Genomic DNA, 24,976 nt, shown 5'->3' on the forward strand with positions numbered 1-24,976 from the left:
TACTTTAACTGTATGGAGCCTATATACTTTTATGCAAACATGAAACAAAATATCATACTTTTCATTCCTGAATAAACATATTTAATAATGCGGACATTTTATTTGCACCTTTTTTATTCATATGATCACTATCATAAAAATCATCGTCACAAAATAATGGCGAATCAAATAGATCTATAATTTGAAAAGAATATTGAGTTTGAAAATCATTTATAACTTTATAAAAATCTTCTTTTAATTTCTTACTACTACAATTGAAATAATGTGAAGTAACAGGGAACACAACAATTAATGGCTTTATATCGTTTTTTAACAGTAATTCTAAATATTTCTTAAAAATCATTTTATTTTCAACTAAAGTATGAGGATACGCCAATTTAGCATGTGAAGCTGCTCTTATTTTCCCGTGTTCTTCAAAAGGAATATGAAGAGAAGTAGTATTCCATTCAGCATTTATCCAAGGCAGCGTCAATGATTCATCTTTTAGTTCGTCTAATAAAATATATTCAAAATGCAAATTAAAAATAGAAAGAAGTGGTTTCGGAGTATTTAGATGTGAGAATCCATCAGTGGGTAGAGGAGAATGAACTGCAGTATGATGACCATCTTGAAACAATGGATAATATACTTTGTGAATTCTATATGATTCAGATGATAACGACATATCAAAGTAAAACGAGAAATAGGCTATTCCTATTAAACAATATTGAAATGAATGATTGTTTGATAAAAGTTGTGACGCTATTAAATAATCATAGTATAGATCTTGCGATGGAAGTGTTAATTTTATTGACTTTTTTGAGAGAAGCTCCGTACTTATGCCACAATGTGGATAAGACAAACCGGTAGCAAACAATTCATACGTCGGATCACTCTTTGCTTTTTTCATAGCAATGTATAAAGACATAAGATCCGGATTTATTTGATAGATAGAAATTAATTTATCCTTCCATTCATACATGTATTTTGTTAAATTAATAATTTTTGAACTTTGCACGCCCCTATTTATCAAGTCATTTGTAAGTTTTTCTGCGTCCCCTCTCCAAATGACTATATATTGAAAAGAACTTTCTATACGAACAACATCTGAAACGTCTACAACATGAACTATTGTTTTACATTTATTTTTGTCTAACGTATTTCGAATCCTCTCCCCTGATAACTCATCACTTAAAACAATGATTTTATATTGCTCCTTCATGTACATCCCCTCCATTATATGTATAATATGAAATTCATTTTTAATTCGTAACAATCATATACACCTGCAATCTAACAAAAAAATAGCTCCACCATTAGGCGTAGCTATTTTTACAATTATTGCTTATTCAAATCATATTCCTTTATCTAACTCATAAAGTTTACGATACTTTTCATTTTCTTTCAGAAGTTGTTTATGACTACCTTGCATGACAATTTGGCCACGATCAAGGAATATAACTTCGTCTACATGTTCTATTCCTACAAGATGGTGCGTAATCCAAATAACCGTCTTTTCTTCCGTTGCAGAAAACATTGTTTCGATTAAAGACAATTCTGTTTTTGGATCTAAACCGATAGTCGGTTCATCAAGTACAATAATTGGTGTTTCTTGCATAAGAGTTCTAGCAAAAGCAACCCTTTGTCTTTCCCCACCAGAAAACCGCTTTCCCATTTCATGCATTTTTGTTTGTAATCCGTCTGGAAGAGAAGTAACATGTGAAGCTAATTGTGCTTTCTCTAAAGCTTTCCATATCTCTTCATCCGTCGCCTCTGGTTTGCCAATTCGTACATTATTTCCAATTGTCGTATCAAACAAATGCGGCTTTTGATTTAATACAGAAATATATTTAGATAAAAGATTCGTATGAGCTCGTTCACCATTCAATACAACTTGGCCATTTACTGGGCTTAACGCCCCTGTTAATAATTTTAGTAAAGTAGATTTCCCTGTCCCACTTCTCCCTAAAATAGCAATTTTCTTCCCTGCTTTTATTTGTAATGATACATCTTTTAATACAATCTCATTACTATCTGGATAACTATACGATACGTGATTCAGTTCAATATCTACATGTTTTGGTTCAATATAATCTTTCTCTCCATGCAAATCCGTTTCATCATGTAAAACACTATCACTTTCTACGCCATTAAGACGATGGGTAGATTCTACGTACGACGGTATTCGATCGATGGCATCTGCAATAGGAATAAGCGCGTTTGTTACAGATAAAATCATTAATACGAAAGCTGCGATAACTGTAGGAGCAATTTGTTCACTTGCCGCTTCATTCCCAGTCCATATGATCATCGAAATAACTACAATACCTACTACTAATTGAATGATACTGTCCCGAATATGATACCAGCGTTTCACTCTCTTTTCGATTTTTAACAACTGATCATTTTGTTTTACATACTCATTAATAAATTCATCTTTACGACCACTTGCTTGCCAATCAGATAATCCAAAAACAGCATCTGTCAGTTGTTGATACAAACGGTTTCTTCCTTGCTTTAAAGTAACATGATGTTTCTTCATCAAAAGTAATGATACAAACGGAAGAAGAAAAACGATAATAGCTAACTTACAACCTACAATAAGTGCAAAAACAAAATCAAATGCACCGATAACAAGTACGAAGATACTATAAACAACTAGCGCTAATATGCTAGGAAATATTGTACGTAAATATAGGTTTTGCAAATGCTCTATATCTTCGGATAACACTCCTAACATATCACCCGTTTGAAATCGAGAACGGAAAAATAACGCCTGTGGTTCTACTATTCTATATAGCCTCGTTCTCATTTTTTCTAATATACGTAGTACGACATCATGTCCGACTAGGCGCTCTATATAATGAAATACAGCTTGCCCTATACTAAACGCTCTTGTTGCAACAATAGGAACATATACAGCCATTACATTTTCTGGTCTAAGGGCAGATTTTGAGATCAAATAACCTGAAATAAAAAGTAACATCGCTCCTGAACTAACTCCAAGAAGACCAAGGAAAATAGTTAAAGTCATTCTACCTTTATTTTGTTTTATATAAGGTTTAACCCAGTTACTCATTTCTCTCCCCTCTCTTCCCTATGAAAATGTAATGTCTCATTCTCTAAAAGTTCTTCATACGTCCCACTTTCTTTCATTTCCCCTTTATTTAGAATAAGAATATGGTCCATTTGTTTCATCCAATGTAGACGGTGAGTTGCTAAAAATACTAACTTTCCATTAAATAGACGTAACATCGCTTGCTTTATTTCAAATTCGGTTTCAATATCAAGATGTGCCGTAGGCTCATCTAATAAAATGATTGGTTTTTTACTTAAAAGCGCACGCGCCATAGCAACACGCTGTTCTTGTCCGCCACTTAGCATACGTCCACCTTCTCCAATTCTTTCGTGTATCCCATTTGGAAGTGATGTAACGAGTAAACGAAGGCCGACTTCATTAATAACTCTTTCAACTTCTTCATCTGTTGCATTTGTTTCATAAAAACGAATGTTATCCTTTAATGAAAGCGGAAAAATATAAGGTTGCTGCGGAATATAAGCAATATTTTTTTGCCAATCTTCACGAGTAGATCCATCAACTTCTACACCATTTACTAACATCTTTCCACTCGAAGGAGATAAAAAACCTGCTAATACGTCGATTAACGTCGATTTCCCTGCACCACTTTCACCAATAACACCAATAGCACCGTTACCTTCCCAAGTAAAATTAATTCCTTCTAATATAGCCTTTTCAGATTCAGTATTATTAACTTTGATATCTTGTAATTTCAAGCTACTAGAGGCATTCCATACTATATCTTCATTTAAATCTTTCTTTTGTATTCCTTTTTGTTGTTGCAAAATCTCTTCTATTTGCTCCATCGCAATTTGTCCATCTAATGTCGCATGATAATTTGCTCCCACTTGTTTAATCGGCAGAAAATATTCCGGAGCTAAAATCAAAATTGTAAGGGCTGGTAATAGTATAATCGTTCCATCTATTAAACGTATCCCTAATCCAACTGCCACAAACGCAATTGATAAACTCGTAAAGAAATCTAATGCAAAAGAAGAAAGAAAAGCAACTCGCAAAGTACGCATCGTTGCTTTTCTATATCTTTTACTTACTTTTTCAATCTTTCCTTCGTGCTGTTCACTTTTCCCTAAATACTTTAATGTTTCTAAACCTTTTAACGTATCTACAAAATGATTCGAAAGTACACGATATATCTCATACTGACTATCTGCCATTTTTTGCGCTGCTAATCCGAGAAGAATCATAAATATGATCACGATAGGAATCGTTACAACTAAAATGATTCCAGACTCAATATCTAGCGTAAAAACATATAGTACAATTAGACCTGGAACGATACTACTTCTAATCATTTTAGGAATCGTTAATTCAATATATGTTTTAAATTTCTCAATCCCCTCAATTGATAAGGTAACCAGATGACCAGTTCCAACAGTTTGAACATACCTTGGACCCAATGTGAAATATGCCTCTATCAATTGTTTTCTTAGTAACGACCCTGTTTTTTCAGCAAAACGTTCCACTAATATTTGTGATGTTCGAACTACTATGTTACGCGCTGCAAACGCGATACCAAAATAAACAACTTCACTTAATATTGTTTGTACTGTCTCTCCATGAAATAAAAACGTAATAGCTCGTGCTAAAAAGATTGTTTGCGCAATAATACTAAAAGCTTCTAAAATACTAATAATCGTTAACGCTACATATAAAATACGGCTACCGGGATAAGACGGAAGTCCTCTTTTTCTTTTCATTAGTACTCCAAATCGTTGTCTGACTTAACAGGTTGTCTAAATACATAATAACTCCATATTTGACTTCCGATAACGAAAGGCAAAATAGCAATCGCAAAGTAAGTCATAAGTTTTAATGCATAAGCTCCTGATGCTGCGTTGTAAATTGTCAAATCATTCATTGCTCCTAAAGAGCTAATCATAACACGTGGGAACATACCGATAAATACACTCGCACTTAGTAAAATGATCGTTAAACTCGTCATAAAGAAAGCCCAACCATCTCTTCTTCTTTTATTTAATAAAGTGGACACTAATAGTGCTACAAAAGCTCCGATTGGTACCATAATCCATTCTGTTCCATGAGCAGTGAAAATGTCGGTTTTCCATAACCCCACACCAGCAAAAACAAGAAGTGTAAGTAATGAAAATGGTGCAATTTTTATTGCAGCAATTCGTGCACGTTCTCTCAATTTACCAGTTGTACGTATCGTAAGAAATTGTAATCCGTGAACAATACATAGTAGGAGAAACATTACTCCTCCAAGTAACGCAAATGGATGAAGTAATTGCAAGAATCCACCTACAACATTTTTACTCTCATCAATAGGTACACCTACCATAAAGTTTGCAATCGCAACTCCCCAAAGGATAGGAGGTAACATACTTCCAATAAACATCCCCCAATCCCATGCGCTCTTCCATTTATGATTATCTATTTTCGCACGAAATTTAAAGGAAACACCTCTTAAAATTAAAGCAAGAAGCATAAATACAAATGAAATATAAAAACCACTAAATAAAGTTGCATACCAGTGCGGAAATGCCGCAAACATGGCTCCACCAGCACAAACAAGCCATACTTCATTCGCGTGCCAGAACGGTCCTATTGTATTTAAGTAAACTCGTTTTTCAAAATCATTCTTTCCTAAAAACCTCGAAACCATTCCTACACCAAAATCGAAACCTTCCAGTACGAAGAATCCAACAAACAAGATTGCAATAACTAAAAACCATAACTCATTAAGAGATAACATACTCTTCCTCCTTATCAAATGGATCATGGCTTTGATAATCCTTTTTCGTTTTCTTATTCGTGTGGCCCTTAATGGTACGAACAAATAAGTACACACAAATTCCACCCATAATTAAATACATTGATGTGAATGAAATAAGTGAGAATAATACTTCACCGAATGTTACATTTGGTGATACAGCATCTTCTGTTTTCATTACACCAAATACAACCCAAGGTTGACGACCCATTTCAGTCATAATCCACCCTACTGTATTACCGATGAATGGAAGAGAAATTGCATACACCATTAATTTTAAATACCACGTTTTTTCCGCTAAACGATCTTTTCTTGATAAGAACCATCCGTAAGCTCCTAGAAGAAGCATGAATGTTCCACTCATTACCATCGCTCTAAAACTCCAAAACATTGTATGCACTGGAGGAATATAATCTCCAGGTCCATATTTTTCCTCATATTGTTTTTGAATTTGATTCATCCCTTCAACTTGACCGCTAAACTTATCATACGATAATAGACTTAGCATATAAGGGATTTGAATTTCAAACGAATTTTCTTTCTTCTCTGTATCAATTTTCGAAAATACTGTAAATGGTGCTGGATCCTCACTTGTATTCCATAGCGCTTCAGCTGCCGCCATCTTCATTGGATGTGTCTTAATTAATTGTTGCGCTTGTGCATGACCGAAGAATAATACAAGCGCCGTTGTAATTGTTCCAACAATGATAGAAATTCGGAAAGATTTTTTAAATACTACAGTTTCTTGTCCTTTTGTAATTTTCCATGCACTTACACCAGCAATAAAGAATGCACCTGTTGCAATTGCTGCTGTAATTGTATGCGGGAATTGTACCCATAGTTGTGGGTTTTGAATAATGGCTAAGAAATCATTCATTTGTGCACGACCATCAGCTGCCATTTCATACCCGACAGGTGACTGCATAAATGCACTTGCAGTTAAAATCCAGAATGCTGATAACATCGTTCCAATTGAAAGGAGCCAAATACACATTAAGTGAATTCGCTTCGGTAATTTATCCTCACCGAATACCCATAAACCCAGGAATGTAGACTCAATGAAAAATGCCAGTAATCCTTCAATCGCAAGTGATGGACCAAATACATCACCTACAAAACGTGAATACGTTGACCAGTTCATACCAAACTGGAATTCTTGTAAAATACCTGTTACTACACCTACTGCAAAGTTAATAAGGAATAATTGCGTCCAAAACTTTGCCATCTTCTTATATACTTCTTGCCCTTTTACCACATACAACGTTTGCATGATCGCAATAATAAAAGCTAAACCAATTGACAGCGGAACAAAAAAGTAATGAAAAATCGTTGTTGATGCGAACTGTATTCGTGCCAATTCGAGCGTTTCCATACTAAAATCACTTCCTTCATAGTTTTTATAATAAAAGTTAATTGAGCAATCTTATCAAACTCAATTATTAAGAAATACGAAAAGACAAAAACATTTTGTATGTATTGTCGAAAAATATGAAGTTTCAGTTTTTCAAACTATTGTAATGCTATTTTTTACCTTTTCACTATTTCTGTAGTGTTTTATTCGTTAATCGAATTGTATAATATACCTGCATAGTAAATTCAGGTTATTTTTGACGTATTATTGACATCATTTTGTCTGAAATATGTCTTTTGTCATTTTTTTGAATCAGATTTTTCTCATTAGAAAAATGTGTTTTTTCAATATACTTCTTACTTTTATATCTATAAAACAATCGTTTTTTCTTCATACGCTTGACTTTTACTCGGAAAAATGTCCTCGAAAGCACCCACGATAAATGCTTATTTTTTGTCAAGAGAAAAATGTATTTTCAAAATTCAAACTCGAAATAATGTTATTCAAAAATAGAAAACAACTTCCCTCTTCCTCGACTAAAAGTTCATTTTTTTGTCATTTTTCCAGAACAAATAAAAAAACTGAGAGTCGATTAAACTCTCAGTTTTTTTATTTATTTTGCTGTATGTTTTCTAACGGCTGGTAAAATTTCAGTAGCAATTAATTCAATATTTTTCTCAATTTTATCAAATGGTACACCGCCAAAATCAATTTGTGCCATAAAGCGTTGTTGGCCAAACAATTCATATTGGTAAAGCATTTTCTCAATGATTTGTTGTGGGCTACCAACCATTAAAGCATCACGGTAATCTATTGCATTTGTAAATTGCTGTTTCGGATACCCATCACCGCGCAGTGTAAGTATACCAGCATTAATGTGAGGGTAATATTCACTAAGTGCATCTTGTGAATTTTTTGCCGTATAAAATAAACTCGTTGTCGCAACTGGTAAACTAGCTGGATCAAATCCGCTTTGCTGAGCAGCCTCGCGGTAAGCATCTACTGACACTTTAAAGTTAATTGCTGGACCACCAAGTGTTGTTATCATCATTGGCACACCTGCACGTCCTGCTTTAATTGCACTAGCTGGTGGACCTCCAACTGCACGCCAAATTGGTAAGTTATTATTTTTCGCTCTTGGAATAACCGATGCATGTGCGAGCGGTGCTCTGAACTGTCCATTCCATGTTACATGTTCCTCGTTATTAATTTTTAATAAAAGATCCATCTTCTCTTCAAATAATTCTTCATAATCATTCACGTCATAACCAAGTAAACTATATCCTCCAATACGAGATCCACGACCAGCCACAATTTCTGCACGTCCATTAGAAATCAAGTCAATGGTAGCGAAATCCTCATATACTCGAACTGGATCAGATGTACTTAATATCGTTGCGGAACTTGCAATTTTTATATTTTTCGTAGCTTGCGCGACCGCACCTAAAATAACTGTATGAGCTTGCGTTGTAAAATGTGTTTGGTGACTTTCGCCGACAGCAAACACATCAAGTCCTGCCTCATCTGCTAACTTAGCTGTTTCAATTAGTTCGTGAATTCTTTTTTCTGGCGTAATTTTGTCCCCATTATGTGGATTTAAAACATGATCACCAATTGAATATAATCCAAACTCAATTCCTTTTCTTGTATCTATACGGTATTTTTCCATAGTTACTCTCCCCTTTAATAAAGTAGTATTAGTTTTTTTCTAAAAACGTTGGTAAGTCAAGTTTATCTCCGTATTACCTACACCATCACTTGATTAGTCAATTGATGGTGTAAAAAAAATTACTCTTGCGGTAATTCTTTTTTTTCACTATGCTTATGAACTTTCGTCATCAGCTCATATAATATTTTCTGCTCTTCTTCATTTAATACATCATCAAAAAACGAAGATTGAAATGCAAGTTGCTCTGGCAATGCTCTCTCTAAAGCCGCTTCTCCTTGCTCTGTAAGACTAATTGTTTTCGTTTTCCAATCTTGTTTTCGTACAATATATCCTTCTTTTTCAAGACGAGTTAACATTCGAGAAATGCCACCTTGTGTAACAGTTACCTTTTCAGCTAACTCCATTTGTGTTAGTGGTTGATACGTACGTATTTGCAAAAGCACATCAAATTGAGCTGTCGTTAAATCAAAACGTTTTAAAAACTCATTTGACATTTGATTACTTTGGTTCGTAAATCGTATTAAACGTAACCATATTAATGATCCTATCGTATTATCACGCATGTTTTGTCACTTCCTAGCGTTAATCTTACTATCACTTTACTACGCAAGTGATAAAAAAGCAAGAGAAAATGTAATAAATATAGCGATAGAGTATTGCATAAATAATGATAAGTAAGAATTCATATAAACATGAATTCTTACTTATCATTATTCTTAGCTTTTCATTTCATTCATTACTATATTTAAAGCTGACATAGCTTTTGGCCAACCAACGTAAAAAGCCATATGTGTTATTAATGCAACCAATTCATTCTCCTTAATCCCATTTTGTTTAGCTAGCTTCAGATGAAATTGTAATTGTTCTGTATTACCGAGACTGATTAGTGCTGACACAGTACACAAACTTCTTTCCCTTAATGTTAAAGTGGCATCCCGCCACACTTCCTCAAATAATATCTTTTCACTATAATGAGCAAATGCAGGTGCCATTTCTCTCATTTTCTTTTTAATATGTACTTCAATAAGTTCATTTTTCATTTTTTTCTCCCTTTATTTTCACCATTTGTGCTATTCCTTGACCAAATGACCAGTTTTCAGCAGCTGTCTCATTTAGTGTAATAAAAATATCCGAAGTTTTAACGTCGGAATATTCCGTAATTTTTAAAGATACCGATTGATACAAATCTTTTTTCTGTTGCACCGTTCTTCCCGGTCCACATGTAATAGAAACATATATCATATTCTCTGTTCTCTTTTCTCCTCTTTCCAACAAATAATATGGATTATATAAAAATTTATTTTGTTGGTAAGGTAAGAACATTTGAAAATAATCATTTTCAGGGATGTTAAAATGTTCAATTAACGAAAGATGGATACATTCCCCCATTTTTTCCAACTCTTCTTCATTTAATATGTTTTCAGGATAATAAATCTTCACAAAAGGCATAGACTTTCATTCCTTTTCTTATTTTTAATATACAACAAAATTTCATCGTGAAATGTGTAAAATCTCATATACTGTAGCACCTTTATTTACTATAATATCAGGCTTCTCTTCATAAAACTCAAACCTACTATATCCCCATTTATCCGGATTATAAACGATTACATTCCCTAAACACTTTTCATTGTTTTGTACATTTTCATTCATCATGTTTAATTGAGTCCCAATCAGCGTTTTACTTTGAGCAATACTTCCTGCATATTCAACAACATATCTACTTTTCTTAAATCCATCACTTAGATTAACAACTAATGGAACACCTATATGTATTTGTTGCCAACCAAACGATTGTAAAATATTATCGTAATACCCTTCAAAGATAAATTTATTCATCCCTTCATGCCCATTCCAAATATATAAAGGTGCATAGCAGTTATAAAAATTCCCGTCTTTCTCCGTTTCCGTAATTAAATAAGCTTTAAAATTTAGTGCTTGGAAACCATCAGTTTTATAACCATTATCCTTTACCCTTTTCTTAATAATTTCCATGTCATAATCCTTTGGCAAAATGACCTTATATTGCATTCCAATCATGTTTATCACTCGCTTTCAATCTTATATACATTATGATAAATCGATAAGTAGCTAACGTAAAATAGGTATAAATTATGTTTGGTATCATTTATAATGATAGTGCATAAGGGGCTGAGATATATGGAAATAAATGATCTTATTATATTCAAAACTGTAGCCAGTGAGGGTTCTATTAGTAAAGCTGCTAAAGAGTTAGGTTATGTTCAACCGAACGTAACTGAAAGAATCAAAAAATTAGAACAAGAATTAGAAACACCCTTACTACATAGAGATAACAAAGGCGTTTCCTTATTACCTTCTGGTGACATTTTATTAGATTACACGAATCAAATATTAACTCTATTAGAAGAAGCGAAAGATAAAATTAAAACAAGTGGGTCTTCTTATATAATCGCGACGTCACAATCGATTTTGACTAATTATTTAAGTAAGCGTATTAAAGAAAATTTCATGAATTATCAAATATATGTAGAAAATAGTAGTCATTTGCCAAAATTACTGCAGCAACAAAAAGTTGATATGGTCATCACTTATGAGGATGATTTTGGTGCAGGTTTTAAAAAAGTATTTACTACTTCAATTTCTATAGGCTTACTAAAAGATCAAGAAAAATGTATCCTTGACTATTCAAAGGAACTCTTCTTCGTTAGTAATGACAAAAAGTGCCCTTTTAGAAATAAGACGATACAATTTCTAAAAGAAAATAATTTATCTCAGCGTCAACTTCAACAATTAGATTCTTATTCGCTTATGGAAGAGTTTATTCAGGACGGAAAAGGGATAGCCTTTTTGCCGATTAAAAATGATAAATTGGTACCAATTGAAGATTTTCCAGTTGAGAAATTAGCTGTTCATTTTTTTACAAATCAAAACTCTTTCAAACAAATCCCTGATGAACTATTTGGTTAATAAAAAATCCCTCCTTTATGAATCTAAAAGAGGGATTTTCATATTCTATACAATTGATTTTTCACACATTTTGCTCCACTTCTGCACTTTTCTCCTTCTTATTCCGTTTCATATTCTTCAGTCCCTTAACCGTGCCAACTAATCCTTTCGGGAAAACTAGCAATACGATAATGTACAATAAACCAAGAATAATCGTCCATCGTTCAAAGATCGGATACTCTGTAGCTAGTTCTGATAAATAATATTTTAGAGATTCAATAATTCCAGCTCCTGCAATTGCTCCTATTAACGTTCCAACCCCACCAATCATCGTCATCAATAATGCATTTAATGTCATTTCAATTGAAAATACAGTCGTATTAACAAAACGCAATGTGATAACAAATAAACCACCGCTAATCGCAGCTACTACTCCTGCAACAATGCTAGCAATAATTTTATAATGAAGCACTTTATATCCTAGTACTTCAACACGTTGCTCATTTTGGGAAATTGCCTTTAATACTTTTCCAATAGAAGATTTGGTGAAAAGACGTAACAGAAAAAAAATGATAAGTAAACATATAAGTGTTACATAATAAAACGTAAAACGATCACGGAATACGTCTGGTACACCAAATGTAAAACCATCTCCTCCGTGAGTAAGCCCACGCCATTTTTCAGCAAGTACAAAAAATAACTGTGAAATAGCAAGTGTTAACATTGCATAAAAATGACTTTTCAATCGTAAAGAAAGCAAACCAATTATATAACTAACGATTGCTGAAACGATAATTGCAGCTACTATTCCAATTAAAAAGTTCGTTATTGATACGCCTTGTCGATCAAATAAAAGCGCTACCCCATATGCTCCTATCCCAAAGAACATACAATGACCGAACGATACAATTCCTGTATACCCAAGCAATACATCAAAACTCATTGCAAAAATAGCAAAGATGAAGATTTGAGTGAACAAAATTAACAGGCTCCGTGAATCATTTACGAACGGAAATACACTTAAACAAATGAGCATACATACTCCGAAGTATACTTTAATTCGGTCCGATGTGTTGTTCACCATTTCACCCCTTTTCACCAACAAGTCCAGTTGGCTTCACTATTAAGAAAAATAGTAACATTAACATATTAATTGCAAGTGATAAATCTGGTATAAAATACGCTGTAAAAGCACCAGCTAATCCGACAATTAAAGAAGCAATAGCTGAACCTTGAACGCTTCCTAATCCACCGATAATTACTACTATAAAAGCTAAAATTGCATACTGCATGCCCATCTCGGCGAAAATAACGCCCGAATACGGTGCTAATAAGAATCCTCCCAAAGCTGCCATCCCTGCCCCTAATAAAAAGACGAAAGAAAATATCGCTTTTACATTAATACCAAGCGCTTGAACCATTTCTTTATCCATTACACCTGCACGGATCATAAGACCTATCTTCGTCTTTTTGAGTAATAGTAGTAGTGCAATGTAAATAATTATCCCAATCAAAATAACAAATAGACGATATTTAATTAATATAATACCTCCGAATGTAAAACTTCCTTGTAACCATAACGGTAATTTTGCACTAATAGGGTTTGGCCCCCAAAATATTTTAATACACTCACTAAGAACGAGCATTCCTCCAAGCGTAACGAGCAGCTGTCGAACATGATTTCCATATACCGGCCTAATAAGAAACCTTTCTAAAATAAATCCTAGGAACATTCCCATGGCTACTGCTCCAACTAAAGCTAATATATAACTTCCTGTCACATTAAATAACCAAACACCTGTAAATGCTCCCCATGCAAATAAACCACCGTGTGCAAAGTTTAAAACGCTCATTAAACCGAAAATAAGTGAAAGACCTGATGCTAACAAAAAAATGAGCATCCCTGTTGAAATCCCATTTACAAATAAATTGATTAACACATCCATCCTTTTCACCTCGGATTCATGTTAAGAGATTCCTAAATATTTATGACACATTTCCTTATCCTTTTTTAATTCATTCATAAAACCGTTATGAACAATTCGTCCGTTATCCATAATGTAAAAATAATCGCCAATTTGACTGGCCATCATAAAATTTTGCTCAACAAGTAAAACTGTTGTTTTCTCTTTCATCTTCAAAATAGCTACCATTAATTTCTCCACCATTATCGGGGATAGCCCTTTGCTCGGTTCATCAATAAGTAATAATCCATCACTATTAATAAACGCTCTTGAAATAGCCAACATTTGCTTTTGCCCTCCGCTCAAGAGCCCACTTTTCTTATTCCAAAACTGCTTTAAATCCGGAAATAGTTCCAGCATCCACTCTATTTTCCCTTCTACTTCCTCACCTTTTCCCCTAGCAAGAGCGAAAGTTTCTTCTACTGTCAAATCATGAAAAATACCTTGATTTTCTGGTACATACCCTATTCCTTTCCTTGAAATTAAGTGTGTAGGTAATCCACTCACTTTTGCACTATCATAATAAATTTCACCATCTGCAATGCGGTGAAACCCCATCACTGAACGTAATGTCGTTGTTTTCCCTGCCCCATTTCTACCAAACAGTACAGTAATCGTCCCTTTCTCAACAGCAAGAGATACTCCTTGCAAAATATGAAACTGATCTAAATACGTTTCTATATTATTCACTTGTAATAGTGCCACTATATAATCCCCCTAAATAAGCACTTTGTACACGCTCATCTTTCATAATTTCTTCTGGCAATCCTTCAGCCAATAACTCTCCATGAAATAAAACGATAAGATGATCTGACAAACCTAGTATCATATCCATTTTGTGTTCGATAAGTACAATTGTGCTCTCTGGATGTTTCTTAATATTTTCAATCACTTGTAATATAGCAGGGACTTCCTCAACCGAAATACCTGCCGTCGGCTCATCAAGTAATAACACATCCGTTTTTAAAGCTAATAACATCGCAAGTTCTAGCTTCCTTTTCTCTCCATGTGCCAAATCTTTCGCTAATACGTTCTCTTTTTCATGAAGTAATACTGTTTTTAAGAAACGTCTCGCCTCTCCAACTTGTTGCTTTAATTTTGCTGAACTCGGGAAAAAACTATAGTAATCTTGTACGAATGATTGAACACTTAAACGGACATTTTCAAGTACCGTTAATTCTGGGAATATGTTTGTAAGCTGAAAAGAGCGACCGATTCCTAAGCGTGTTCGATCTGAAATCGATAGTTTTGTAATATCTTGCCCTTTAAAATACACTTCACCTGTTGTGGGTGAAATCTGTCCACTTAGTAAATTAAATAACGTTGTCTTCCCCGCACCATTTGGCCCAATAATAGAAATGAGCTTTCCTTTTTGGACAGTTAAATTTACATCTTTAATAACTTGATGTTCACCAAAAGATACACTAAGATTTTTCGTCTCTAGCAAATGTGTCACGAAATCCCTCCCTTTAAAGCCGTGAGTATGAAAGAAATATGTATAAAGAGGGTCCCCCCTCTTTATACAAAAACAACAGAAAATTCAGTCTATTTATTTTGAACTGGTGGTTCTGTTTCTTTCATCGTTAATTCTCGCTCTAACACTGGCACCGGATAATCAACACCGTCTTGCTTTTTCAATGTGATAGAATACAGTGTCTGCATCGCTTGGTGGTCCTTCTCTCTAAACTTCATCTTTCCTTTCGGTGTATCAAATTCCATTCCTTCCATTTTCTTAATCAAGGTATCTACATCTGTATCACCTTTTGTTTTCTTTAAGGCTTCTACAATAGAAATTGCTGCTGACATTCCTCCTGCTGTAAACAAATCTGGCACTGCACCATTAAAACGTTTTTTATGCTCTTCAACTAGCCAATCATTCACTTTATTTTTTGGAAGTGTGTGATAATATACAGAAAAACCTTGCATACCTACTAATGCATCCATTGTTTTTAATGCTGGTATATCTGGCGCACCTGTAGAAATTTTAATACCTTGCGCTTCCACATTCATATCTTTCAACTGTTTCCAAGGTGAATTTGCCCCTGCCCAAACGATAAATAAATAATCTGGTTTTGAACTAATGATATTTTGAATATTCGCTGTAAAATCTGTTGAATTTGTATCCGCGTATTGCTCATTCACAATGTTCGCACCTAATTTTTTCGCACCCGCTTTAAATGCAGCAATCCCTTCACGACCAAAAGCGTTATCTGGGGCAAATGTTGCAATCTTTACATCTTTTTTCGCAATTGCTGCTGCTCCTGCAATCGCATCTTGTGAGGAACTTCTTCCAGTTCTAAAAATATATTTATTCCAGTTCTTCCCGGTAATACTATCCGCAACTGCCGGTTCTACAACCATAATCTTTTCATATTCTTCAGCCAGTGGTAAAACCGCTAACGTATCACTTGAACTAGACGATCCAACTAAAAAATCAACTTTCTCTTCTTCTAATAACTTCGTAGCTTTTTTAACTGCTACATCCGCTTTCGTTTCTGTATCTTCTACAACAAACTTAATCTTTTTCCCATCTACTTTCCCAGTTCCACCAGTTGCATAATCTAACCCTAATTCAAATCCGTTCACTGTTTGTTTTCCATACGATTCTAGCGGTCCTGTTAAAGAAGCAAGGACTCCTACCTTAATCGTTTTTTCATCCTCTGTACTTGTTTTCTTTCCTGAACAAGCTGCCGTTATTAATAACGAACCTAAAACACAACCAGTAAACATTGTTTTTAGCCACTTACGTTTTTTCATCGACATTGTGATCCTCCCCATACTTTACTTTCTGATAGAATCAAACACGCCAAAATCCCCTGTCCGTAATCATGACTAACTAATTCGATAGATAATGGAAAACTCTTGTAGTACCCTCTACATTCGGCACAAATATATAATCACCTTCCTATGTAATGGAAACGGACATACAATCAATATATATTCTGCAATCCAATTGAAAATACTGTTTCATTTCAGTAATGACCATACAAAAAGACTAACTTATTTTTAAGTTAGTCTTTTCCCCTTAATTAGAGTTAAGTTCTACTTTCTCTAACCCTTCAGCCAATTGTTTCTTATCTAGTCCTTCTCCTATTACTACTAAGTTTGTCGGGAAACCGAAGTCTTGTTCTAATAAAGTTGGTACTCCGAACGAATATTGGAATAGGTGAGGGTATTTATCTCCATGGAATTTCACAAAACCTTTCACTCGATAAATACTATCTGGTAAATTCGAAAGCCATTCATATAATTTGTCTTGATCAATCGGTTTCGTAAATTGATATGTCATTGTTTGTATATGTAAATGCTGTTTGACATGTAGTGTCTCGTGTTCCTCATCATTTGGAAATTCTGCTTCTTCTATATCTTTTAAAGATATATTACAATACTTTGTCTCATACATTTTCGCATGATCATTTATTGCCTTTACTTCTTCAAATACTGTATTCTTATCTTCATCTGTTAGTAAATCTGCTTTATTAACAAGAATGTGACTACCAAATTTCAGTTGCTCATGCAATAGCTGTTGTACATTTGCACTTAATATACTTCGATTTAACCACCTTACTGCATCTAAAACGACTACAATTGATTTCACTTCCAGAAAAGGAGCTAAAATTGGCGAGACACACGCGTCTAACACTTCAATTGGATGCGCAACACCTGTCGTTTCTATATAAATTACATCTGGTCTTTCTTGTTGGTATAACGAATGTAATTGTATTTCAAGCTCTTCTTTTAACGTACAACAAATACATCCTTTAAGAAGTTCTCTTAAAACATTCTCTTTTCCAATAATATCTGTATCTACTGAGTATTCACCAATTTCATTCATTAATACTGCAACTTTTCTATTCTTCTTTTTCTCTGCTAACAATAAATTTTGTAATAATGTTGATTTTCCACTACCTAAAAAACCACCTAATATATGAATCTCCACTTTATTCATTCAACCGACCATCCATTTCTTTACTTCAAATGTATTCAAAGCGTAATAATTACGATTTATATTTATCATTTTATTAAAAGAATGACCATTTGTAAATATAAGAGATTCACTGTTCATTTACTTCATATGCAACTCTAACTCCAGACTCAATTGCCCCTTGCATCCATCCATGTGTTAATGTCGTATGCTCTCCTGCAAAATGTACTTTTCCAGATGGTGGTGTAATATACGGAAATAACTCGAGCTCTTGGCCTGGTTCGAAAGCTGTAAATGCACCGCAAGAATACGGATTTTTACTCCAGCTAAAAGATGTTCCAGTGACAAACTCACTATAGACGATGTCCCCGTATATTTCCGCTAAATTTTTTAATGCGTACCGAATACGATCTCTTTGCGGGAGACTATCCCATGTTAGCGCCTCATCTGCCCACGTATAACTTGCTATAACGATAGCTGGTCCTGGAGTATGAATGCCATAACTCGGATAGTATGTAAACCGTATCGGTAAATCAGTAATAGATTTACCGCCACACTGTCCCGCTTTCTCCCAAAATCTACTTTTAAACTCTATTGCAATTTTAGTTGCAGCAATATAATTTAATTCACGAATTGCTCTTTTTTTAAAATAAGAGAATAAATAGTATGGCTGAACTTCTACAAATCTTAACGCTGAAAATGGAATTGTAATAATAGCAAAATCACTTGTTATTGTAAATTGCTCTAACGTTTGTTCATGATTTCCTTGTAACATTACTTTATTATCTTCTTGTATAATTTTATCAACCTTATACGGCATTAAAATATGTTCCCTTAATTGTGGTAAGAATGCATTCGATAACTTATCCATTCCACCAGTTATTTCATAATATTTCGTTGTTGAAGTAAAGAAAATCATTTCACGTAATACTTCAATTAAGGACATTCCCATATAAGCTTCCATATCAAGAAGTACCCCAATCATATCTATCGCACCATCTGAATAATACTCCATTAAAAATGAACCAAGCGAATACGTTTTATACTTTTTTTCAACGATAAGCCAGTTTTTATCAGGATCCTTCTTAATGTAATTTAGTATTGGTTCTAATACTTCAATCATTAGCTCTTCTGCCGTTTTTCCTCTTTCTTTATCCAAAACCGGATATTCAAGTACACTTGGATCATTTTCAAACACATTCAATCTCGTTTGAATGTTATTCGTATAAATGATATCTGCAAAAGTTTTATTTATAAAAAGGTTTAAAGGTAGTTTAAATTTATGAATATACGCTAAGGTTAACTTATGGGTGTCAGGGATTCTCATCGGTCCCGCATTAAAATATAAACCCACACTAAATGGTTCCCGAATCGTATACACTCTGCCACCTATTCTGTTATTTGCTTCTATAATCGTTACTTCGTGCCCAGCCTCTTTTAATAAAGAACTTGCAACTAATCCAGAAATCCCTGCACCTGCAATCGTAATCCGTTTTGGGTTATTCTTTTTAACAAGCCCTGCATGAATAATATGAAGCATTTCTTCCATTGCTAATGGATTCCCCATGCCATTTCCCCTTTTACAAAGGATTTTACTGAATTATATTCGGTTCACTGAATTCCTATGTTTTGTTCGCGGATTTGCACGGATACATTTTCAAATACTTGAATATCTTTTATAAAATGTAATAAACTAGATATGACTCTATAGAAGTAAGACGTATTATCTTACATAATAAAATCAATGAAATTGCGAGGAATTTTGAAATGAAAAAAGGTATTAACCGTGTTGTATTAGTAGGAACAGGAGCAGTTGGATGTAGTTATGCTTACTGCATGATTAACCAGGCTGTAGCTGAAGAATTTGTTTTAGTCGATGTAAATGAGGCAAAAGCTGAAGGGGAAGCAATGGACTTAAGTCATGCTGTTCCATTCGCACCAGCTCCAACTAGAGTATGGAAAGGCAGCTACGAAGATTGTAAAGATGCTGACCTTGTAGTTATTACAGCTGGATTACCACAAAAACCAGGCGAAACACGTTTAGATTTAGTTGAGAAAAACGCTAAAATCTTCAAACAAATCGTTCGCAGTATTATGGATAGCGGATTTGATGGCATCTTCTTAATCGCAACAAACCCTGTAGATATTTTAACTTACGTAACTTGGAAAGAATCTGGTTTACCGAAAGAACGTGTAATCGGTTCTGGTACAACGCTTGATTCTGCTCGTTTCCGCTATATGTTAGGTGAGTACTTCGATATTGGTCCACACAACATTCACGCTTATATTATCGGAGAACACGGCGATACTGAACTTCCAGTTTGGAGCCATGTTTCCGTTGGTATCCAAAAACTACAAACACTGCTTGAAAAAGACAACACGTATAATCAAGAAGATTTAGACAAAATTTTCATAAACGTCCGTGATGCAGCTTACCATATTATTGAGCGTAAAGGCGCAACTTATTATGGTATCGGTATGTCACTTCTACGTGTTACAAAAGCAATTTTAAACGACGAAAATAGTGTATTAACTGTATCAGCTTACTTAGAAGGTCAATACGGTCAAAAAGATGTTTATATCGGGGTACCTGCTGTTTTAAATCGCGGCGGTGTTCGTGAAATTTTAGAGGTTGAATTAAGTGAAGATGAAGAATTAAAATTCGACCACTCTGTTCAAGTATTGAAAGAAACAATGGCTCCGGTTCTTTAATTAAGATAAAAAGCAATCCAATTTATTTTGGATTGCTTTTTATTTTCATTATCTCCTATGACTTTTTAGTGATTTTCTATCATTTCTTATTTTTTAGTCGCATCCTCATTATTTATATCAAGTACATCTAATAAAAAGATAAAGATTGGTATCCCGATAATAAGCCCCCATATTCCAAGGAAATGCTCTGAGAAGATAAGAATCATAAATGTGTAGAATATTGGTAAATTTGTTTTTGCAGACATAAACTTCGGATTTAAAAAATAACTTTCAAGAGCATGGATTACTGTTATGAATACGAGTATGTATACTACGTACATAACTCCGCCTACGTTGTAAGCAATGATACAAAGTGGAAACAAAGAAATAATCACACCTGCAACAGGAATCAACCCTAGTAAGAAAATCATAACAGCTAATACAAGTAGCTGTGGAAATCCTAAAACGATTAATGCAATGACAGTAAGAATACAATTTACAACGGCAATTAAAAACTGAGCCTCAATTACTTTGCCGAACGATCTTGCAAATCTTTCACCAAAATATGCAATTTCTCCATAAAAGATTTTTAACTTACTATCTTTAAACTTTGATGTAAATGTAATAATACGCTCTTTTTCTAATAAGAAAAATAAGCTTAAAATTAGAGATAATAATATTTGTAAACTTACCTTTCCTATATTTGCTATTGATTGATATATGACGTCTACACCTTGTTCTATATATTTTGATACTTCCATCCCATTAATTGTCGAAAGTGCATATTTAACGATTTCATTATCAGGTGGATTTTGAAAAAACAGTTTAAATTGATAAATTAATTGTGAAATTTGTATCGTCAGCACAGGTAAATATTTATATAATGTTGTGCCTATAAAGGAAACTAGTATTATATATAAACATGCAATAACAATTTTCCGGTTTACTTTCAATTTTCTTGAAATAAAACGTTGAAATCGATCCATTAAAAACGTCAGTATAAACGTAATTAATATTAAATTAATCATACTTTTTAATGCGTATAATACAAGCGCTACTATTATTAAAACGAGAAACCGTTGAAACCCTCTACTTCGAAAAAAACTCTTTACTTCATTCATTAAGAATTAACCCCCCTTCAATGGATGGAAATTGAATATATTACATTTTATGAACTCCTATAGACAATCTTTCTTACTAATTGAGAAGAATCCTTTTTTTCTTTTCATATTGTTAGATTCGTTTAACTGGAATCCACCAACATAATTTCGGTGGCAGTTATTTTTCATATAATCTTTTATAAACTAGGTGATTTTCTATTTTTAGACTGCTGTTCATACGCATATCCAATATTGAAAAGCTCTTTTTCACCAAACTGTTTCCCTACAAACACTACACCGATTGGTTCTCCATTTTTATCATATCCAGCAGGAACCGCTAATTCCGGATAACCAGCTACAGCTGATAGAAGGACTTCATCGTTATTAATCATAACTAGAGCATCCAAACCTTTTTCTACTAAATACCTATCTAGCTCTTTTCTTGCATTTTCTTGACTCGTTTGCACTACGTTTTCAAACTCTTCTTTCGTTATAGCAGATTTTTCAGACCCTTCAATTAATGTTTGTCCGTATTTTATTCGTCTTTTACTATCCTTTTTATTAAACGCTATAATCTCTTCTAACGATTTTACCGGTACATTCTTTTGCTGTGAAAGATAGTCGTTTACATTATGCTTGAACTCATATTCTAATGTTTGCAAATTATCTACACCCTCAGCACTTAACTGGATATTATCAGTTAATATCGCACCTGCATCTTGAAGGTCTTTTCTAATTTTTTCTACTACTACTTTTCTATTTTCATCTTGTTGGTCTACAGAAAAAAGAAGCCCTATCTTTTTCCCTTTTAATCCATCTATTAATAAATCCTTTGTATAATCAATTCTTTCTTTATCTTTCATTTTTTCTGTCATAACATCTTTTTCGTCATAACCTATCATTGCATTAAATAACGTTGCTACATCTTTTACTGTTCTTGCCATAGGTCCTGCTGTATCAAGAGTTTCAGCTAATGGAATAATTCCTGTTCTACTTACCATACCTAAAGATGGACGTAACCCAACTACTGATTGCTGCGCCGCTGGTGCAACAATCGATCCCGTCGTTTCTGTTCCAATTGCAAGCGGCGCAAAATCTGCTGCAACTACTGTAGCAGATCCTGAACTTGATCCTGAAGTATCGAATGTAATCGGACCGTACGGGTTTAAATTTTGTCCTTTCTTCCCGCTATACCCGCTTGGCATTGTAAAAGATAAATAGTTCGCCCACTCAGACATATTCGCTTTTCCTAAAACAAATGCTCCTTCTTCTTTCAACTGCTTCACAATTGTTGCGTCTTGATCTGCAATCCAATCTTTTAATACATAAGTTCCTGCACTAGTCGGCATCACTTTTTCCGTCTGTACATTATCTTTTACAACGACAGGAATACCATATAAATTCGAATTTTTGTTTCTACCCCGCTCTTGATCTAACTTTCTTGCTTCTTCCATCGCATTAGGATTTATCTCTGTAACAGAATTTAATGTTATTCCATTTTGATCATGTTCTTGTATTCTAAAGAGATAAATACTCGTTAATTCTTCATATGACAACTTTCCATCATCAATCATTTTTTGAAGCTCATCTACAGTCGCATTTACGACTTCTCTTTCTTTTATCTTTACATTTTCTATATTGATTCCTTTAAGCTGATTATGTATCGGTTGTAGCACTCTTTCTTTATCATATACAATACGCTCAGGTTCCTTTGGAAAATAATTTTTATACACGTAATATCCGCCGGCACACGCTAATAAGACAATGCCTCCAGTGATAGACAGCGTTACCTTTACCCATTTCTTCATGTTGCTTCCTCCACTCTATAAGATGCTTAGCTATACAAAAAAGAGAGTTACCTTTTACTTAACTCTCTCCAATCAAAATGCTAAATGAAAAAATGAAAGATTTCAATCTAATTACTTCTTTTTTTGCATTTGCTTTGCTAACATTTCTTTCACTTGATTATACGTTAACCCTGAATTTTTATTTAAACGCTTTACTTCCTCAACATCAGTACCTACCACTGTATATTTTTTCTCATCATTCATTTTTCTAATTCCCTTCTCACCGTATTATTTCTTATATTTCTTCCCTAAATGCGCATAAATTAACACCACTACAAAAAAGGAAGCTGTTTTTAAGCACAGCTTCCTTCTCGTTACATATTGTATTTCTTAATAAAATTTCACTACATCTTCAGTAGGCAAGAACGTTCTTTCTGCTGGTTGTTCGTTTGGTTCACCAAATGGCATTTGACCTACTAAGCTCCACTCTGCCGGAATGTTCCAAGTTTCTTTCACTTCAGCATCTACGATTGGGTTGTAATGTTGTAATGACGCCCCAATTCCTTCAGCAGATAATAGCATCCACACAGTAAGTTGTAACATCGCATTTCCTTGATGAGACCAGAATGGAAACTGATCTTTGTATAATGGGGCATTTTCTTGCATTTTTTCTACAGTTGCTTGATCTTCAAAGAATAGAACTGTTCCTACACCTGCATGGAAGCCTTTTAGTCTTTCTACAGTCGCTTCAAAGTTTTCTGCTGGTACTCGTGCTCTTAGTGTTTCTTTAACGATATCCCAAAACTTTTCATGCTCTCCATCCATTAATACAACCATACGACCACTTTGCATATTGAAAGATGTTGGTGCGTGTAAAGCTGTTTTTAACACTTCTTCAATTTTTTCTTTCGTAATTGCATCGTTTTTTGTTACTTTACGAATTGAATGGCGGTTCACGATTGCTTCTTTTAAGTTTGTTGTAGTTGCTGACATTTTAATTCCTCCAAATGTTTGTTTTATCATTTATTTTGTTATTTCATAACAAGCGAATTAGCAATATCCATCGGTATTACATTGCATACCTTCAAATGAATTTGTTTTATCCTTTTCAATTTCTTTATCAATGACCCTTTCTAGTGTTTCTTTACTAGCAAGCCCTTGAATGACTTCATCTCCAATCATGACAGTTGGAACAGCCATAATATTCGCTTCATCATATGCGTGTTGAATTGCTTCTTGATGCTTTTCTTTATATTTACGAGTTACTAAAGCATCTTTAAATTCCGCCTCAGGAAGTCCTACTTCTACCGCTAATTTTGTTAACACATCAATATCTTCAATGTTTTGCTCTTCTTGGAAAAATGCTGTGAATACGCGGTGATGATACTCATTACCTAGTCCACGTTCTTTCGCAAATTGACATCCTTCGAAAGCTAAATGTGTATATGGATGTGGTGAAACACGTGGCAAGCGCATATCAATTCCTAACTTCTTCGCTGTCGGAAGAATGAAAGCATCCCATGAACCTAATTTTTCTGGTTCATTCCATGGATCTATTTTTGAATATGGACTTGGACGTAATTCAAATGGCATCCATTCAATCTCTACATCTTTCTCTTTCGCTACCTCATCTAATGGACCTTTTGCTAAAAAACAAAACGGACATATAAAATCTGAGTATACTTTCATTTTTACAGTCATAACTTTTACACCTTACCTTATCGTTGTAATCAAATCAGTTACATTGATGA

The 24,976-nt window shown here is 34.1% G+C and carries 24 protein-coding genes; 2 read left to right on the forward strand and 22 right to left on the reverse strand.

What is annotated here, in order from left to right:
• Window positions 1-61: 61 nt before the first annotated feature.
• The 10 genes from ACUN13_RS06075 to ACUN13_RS06120 all read right to left on the reverse strand — a co-directional run bounded on the left by ACUN13_RS06075 (window position 62) and on the right by ACUN13_RS06120 (window position 10,870).
• On the reverse strand, window positions 62-1,201 hold the full coding sequence (locus tag ACUN13_RS06075; protein WP_342761755.1) for a hypothetical protein: 1,140 nt from the start codon (window positions 1,199-1,201) through the stop codon (window positions 62-64).
• A 132-nt stretch (window positions 1,202-1,333) separates the two neighbouring features.
• Window positions 1,334-3,058, reverse strand: coding sequence for a thiol reductant ABC exporter subunit CydC (gene cydC / locus ACUN13_RS06080; protein WP_445423722.1), 1,725 nt, complete (start codon window positions 3,056-3,058; stop codon window positions 1,334-1,336).
• Window positions 3,055-4,776: a thiol reductant ABC exporter subunit CydD gene (cydD, locus tag ACUN13_RS06085; RefSeq protein ID WP_445423723.1), complete on the reverse strand. Its 1,722-nt coding sequence runs from the start codon at window positions 4,774-4,776 to the stop codon at window positions 3,055-3,057. The genes cydC and cydD overlap by 4 nt, the downstream gene beginning before the upstream one ends.
• Entirely contained in the window at window positions 4,776-5,792 is a 1,017-nt protein-coding gene (cydB, locus tag ACUN13_RS06090; RefSeq protein WP_445423724.1) for a cytochrome d ubiquinol oxidase subunit II, read from the reverse strand. Before cydB ends, cydD begins: the two co-directional genes overlap by 1 nt.
• Window positions 5,779-7,182 (reverse strand): cytochrome ubiquinol oxidase subunit I, encoded by a 1,404-nt coding sequence (gene cydA, locus ACUN13_RS06095; RefSeq protein WP_000448870.1) that lies wholly within the window; start codon window positions 7,180-7,182, stop codon window positions 5,779-5,781. Before cydA ends, cydB begins: the two co-directional genes overlap by 14 nt.
• Before the next feature lie 592 nt (window positions 7,183-7,774).
• Window positions 7,775-8,830, reverse strand: coding sequence for an LLM class flavin-dependent oxidoreductase (locus tag ACUN13_RS06100; RefSeq protein ID WP_445423725.1), 1,056 nt, complete (start codon window positions 8,828-8,830; stop codon window positions 7,775-7,777).
• Window positions 8,831-8,949: 119 nt separating this feature from the next.
• Entirely contained in the window at window positions 8,950-9,393 is a 444-nt protein-coding gene (locus ACUN13_RS06105) for a MarR family winged helix-turn-helix transcriptional regulator (protein ID WP_001205523.1), read from the reverse strand.
• A gap of 153 nt (window positions 9,394-9,546) precedes the next feature.
• Entirely contained in the window at window positions 9,547-9,870 is a 324-nt protein-coding gene (locus ACUN13_RS06110) for a carboxymuconolactone decarboxylase family protein (RefSeq protein WP_000787196.1), read from the reverse strand.
• Window positions 9,860-10,279, reverse strand: a complete 420-nt coding sequence (locus ACUN13_RS06115) for a tautomerase family protein (RefSeq protein WP_227900849.1) — start codon at window positions 10,277-10,279, stop codon at window positions 9,860-9,862. The genes ACUN13_RS06110 and ACUN13_RS06115 overlap by 11 nt, the downstream gene beginning before the upstream one ends.
• Window positions 10,280-10,321: 42 nt before the next feature.
• Window positions 10,322-10,870, reverse strand: coding sequence for a DUF4865 family protein (locus ACUN13_RS06120; protein WP_000579893.1), 549 nt, complete (start codon window positions 10,868-10,870; stop codon window positions 10,322-10,324).
• A 120-nt stretch (window positions 10,871-10,990) separates the two neighbouring features.
• Here ACUN13_RS06120 and ACUN13_RS06125 point away from each other — a divergent pair, with 120 nt between their 5' ends.
• The gene (locus ACUN13_RS06125) at window positions 10,991-11,779 is read left to right on the forward strand and encodes a LysR family transcriptional regulator (protein WP_000405003.1); all 789 of its coding nucleotides are present in this window, start codon (window positions 10,991-10,993) and stop codon (window positions 11,777-11,779) included.
• A 61-nt stretch (window positions 11,780-11,840) separates the two neighbouring features.
• Here the strand turns inward: ACUN13_RS06125 and ACUN13_RS06130 are convergent, their stop codons facing one another.
• The 7 genes from ACUN13_RS06130 to ACUN13_RS06160 form a co-directional block, all read right to left on the reverse strand.
• Complete coding sequence (locus ACUN13_RS06130) at window positions 11,841-12,794, reverse strand: branched-chain amino acid ABC transporter permease (RefSeq protein WP_342761911.1); 954 nt, start codon at window positions 12,792-12,794, stop codon at window positions 11,841-11,843.
• A 49-nt stretch (window positions 12,795-12,843) separates the two neighbouring features.
• Window positions 12,844-13,704 carry a branched-chain amino acid ABC transporter permease gene (locus ACUN13_RS06135; RefSeq protein WP_000382805.1) on the reverse strand — a complete coding sequence of 287 codons (861 nt, stop codon included), beginning with the start codon at window positions 13,702-13,704 and terminating at the stop codon, window positions 12,844-12,846.
• Window positions 13,705-13,725: 21 nt separating this feature from the next.
• Entirely contained in the window at window positions 13,726-14,427 is a 702-nt protein-coding gene (locus tag ACUN13_RS06140; protein WP_001196696.1) for an ABC transporter ATP-binding protein, read from the reverse strand.
• Complete coding sequence (locus ACUN13_RS06145) at window positions 14,405-15,178, reverse strand: ABC transporter ATP-binding protein (protein WP_000149338.1); 774 nt, start codon at window positions 15,176-15,178, stop codon at window positions 14,405-14,407. Before ACUN13_RS06145 ends, ACUN13_RS06140 begins: the two co-directional genes overlap by 23 nt.
• Before the next feature lie 89 nt (window positions 15,179-15,267).
• Entirely contained in the window at window positions 15,268-16,485 is a 1,218-nt protein-coding gene (locus ACUN13_RS06150) for a substrate-binding domain-containing protein (protein ID WP_000061996.1), read from the reverse strand.
• 262 nt (window positions 16,486-16,747) lie between these two features.
• A complete protein-coding gene (locus ACUN13_RS06155; protein WP_001044939.1) occupies window positions 16,748-17,671 on the reverse strand; it encodes a CobW family GTP-binding protein in 924 nt (307 codons plus the stop codon).
• Window positions 17,672-17,777: 106 nt separating this feature from the next.
• Window positions 17,778-19,214 (reverse strand): flavin monoamine oxidase family protein, encoded by a 1,437-nt coding sequence (locus ACUN13_RS06160; RefSeq protein ID WP_445423726.1) that lies wholly within the window; start codon window positions 19,212-19,214, stop codon window positions 17,778-17,780.
• A 200-nt stretch (window positions 19,215-19,414) separates the two neighbouring features.
• On the opposite strand from ACUN13_RS06160, the gene ACUN13_RS06165 reads away from it, so the two are divergent.
• Window positions 19,415-20,359, forward strand: coding sequence for an L-lactate dehydrogenase (locus tag ACUN13_RS06165; protein WP_000715321.1), 945 nt, complete (start codon window positions 19,415-19,417; stop codon window positions 20,357-20,359).
• A gap of 86 nt (window positions 20,360-20,445) precedes the next feature.
• On the opposite strand, the gene ACUN13_RS06170 is transcribed toward ACUN13_RS06165, so the two are convergent.
• From ACUN13_RS06170 to ACUN13_RS06190, 5 genes are all read right to left on the reverse strand, one after another.
• A complete protein-coding gene (locus ACUN13_RS06170) occupies window positions 20,446-21,459 on the reverse strand; it encodes an AI-2E family transporter (protein WP_048518828.1) in 1,014 nt (337 codons plus the stop codon).
• A 176-nt stretch (window positions 21,460-21,635) separates the two neighbouring features.
• Window positions 21,636-23,246 (reverse strand): amidase family protein, encoded by a 1,611-nt coding sequence (locus tag ACUN13_RS06175; RefSeq protein WP_445423727.1) that lies wholly within the window; start codon window positions 23,244-23,246, stop codon window positions 21,636-21,638.
• Window positions 23,247-23,357: 111 nt separating this feature from the next.
• Window positions 23,358-23,489 (reverse strand): hypothetical protein, encoded by a 132-nt coding sequence (locus tag ACUN13_RS06180; RefSeq protein ID WP_000997344.1) that lies wholly within the window; start codon window positions 23,487-23,489, stop codon window positions 23,358-23,360.
• Between the two features lie 126 nt (window positions 23,490-23,615).
• Window positions 23,616-24,218 (reverse strand): nitroreductase family protein, encoded by a 603-nt coding sequence (locus ACUN13_RS06185; protein WP_342761751.1) that lies wholly within the window; start codon window positions 24,216-24,218, stop codon window positions 23,616-23,618.
• A gap of 57 nt (window positions 24,219-24,275) precedes the next feature.
• On the reverse strand, window positions 24,276-24,926 hold the full coding sequence (locus ACUN13_RS06190; RefSeq protein ID WP_000216673.1) for a DsbA family oxidoreductase: 651 nt from the start codon (window positions 24,924-24,926) through the stop codon (window positions 24,276-24,278).
• Between the last annotated feature and the right edge of the window lie 50 nt (window positions 24,927-24,976).

The organism is Bacillus cereus group sp. Bce041, assembly GCF_052646455.1.

Coding starts and splice junctions, on each gene's coding strand:
- ACUN13_RS06075 (WP_342761755.1), bottom strand. CDS start 1,201: ATGAAGGAGCAATATAAAATCATTGTTTTAAGTGATGAGTTATCAGGG.
- cydC (WP_445423722.1), bottom strand. CDS start 3,058: ATGAGTAACTGGGTTAAACCTTATATAAAACAAAATAAAGGTAGAATG.
- cydD (WP_445423723.1), bottom strand. CDS start 4,776: ATGAAAAGAAAAAGAGGACTTCCGTCTTATCCCGGTAGCCGTATTTTA.
- cydB (WP_445423724.1), bottom strand. CDS start 5,792: ATGTTATCTCTTAATGAGTTATGGTTTTTAGTTATTGCAATCTTGTTT.
- cydA (WP_000448870.1), bottom strand. CDS start 7,182: ATGGAAACGCTCGAATTGGCACGAATACAGTTCGCATCAACAACGATT.
- ACUN13_RS06100 (WP_445423725.1), bottom strand. CDS start 8,830: ATGGAAAAATACCGTATAGATACAAGAAAAGGAATTGAGTTTGGATTA.
- ACUN13_RS06105 (WP_001205523.1), bottom strand. CDS start 9,393: ATGCGTGATAATACGATAGGATCATTAATATGGTTACGTTTAATACGA.
- ACUN13_RS06110 (WP_000787196.1), bottom strand. CDS start 9,870: ATGAAAAATGAACTTATTGAAGTACATATTAAAAAGAAAATGAGAGAA.
- ACUN13_RS06115 (WP_227900849.1), bottom strand. CDS start 10,279: ATGCCTTTTGTGAAGATTTATTATCCTGAAAACATATTAAATGAAGAA.
- ACUN13_RS06120 (WP_000579893.1), bottom strand. CDS start 10,870: ATGATTGGAATGCAATATAAGGTCATTTTGCCAAAGGATTATGACATG.
- ACUN13_RS06125 (WP_000405003.1), top strand. CDS start 10,991: ATGGAAATAAATGATCTTATTATATTCAAAACTGTAGCCAGTGAGGGT.
- ACUN13_RS06130 (WP_342761911.1), bottom strand. CDS start 12,794: ATGCTCATTTGTTTAAGTGTATTTCCGTTCGTAAATGATTCACGGAGC.
- ACUN13_RS06135 (WP_000382805.1), bottom strand. CDS start 13,704: ATGGATGTGTTAATCAATTTATTTGTAAATGGGATTTCAACAGGGATG.
- ACUN13_RS06150 (WP_000061996.1), bottom strand. CDS start 16,485: ATGTCGATGAAAAAACGTAAGTGGCTAAAAACAATGTTTACTGGTTGT.
- ACUN13_RS06155 (WP_001044939.1), bottom strand. CDS start 17,671: ATGAATAAAGTGGAGATTCATATATTAGGTGGTTTTTTAGGTAGTGGA.
- ACUN13_RS06160 (WP_445423726.1), bottom strand. CDS start 19,214: ATGGGGAATCCATTAGCAATGGAAGAAATGCTTCATATTATTCATGCA.
- ACUN13_RS06165 (WP_000715321.1), top strand. CDS start 19,415: ATGAAAAAAGGTATTAACCGTGTTGTATTAGTAGGAACAGGAGCAGTT.
- ACUN13_RS06170 (WP_048518828.1), bottom strand. CDS start 21,459: ATGAATGAAGTAAAGAGTTTTTTTCGAAGTAGAGGGTTTCAACGGTTT.
- ACUN13_RS06175 (WP_445423727.1), bottom strand. CDS start 23,246: ATGAAGAAATGGGTAAAGGTAACGCTGTCTATCACTGGAGGCATTGTC.
- ACUN13_RS06180 (WP_000997344.1), bottom strand. CDS start 23,489: ATGAATGATGAGAAAAAATATACAGTGGTAGGTACTGATGTTGAGGAA.
- ACUN13_RS06185 (WP_342761751.1), bottom strand. CDS start 24,218: ATGTCAGCAACTACAACAAACTTAAAAGAAGCAATCGTGAACCGCCAT.
- ACUN13_RS06190 (WP_000216673.1), bottom strand. CDS start 24,926: ATGACTGTAAAAATGAAAGTATACTCAGATTTTATATGTCCGTTTTGT.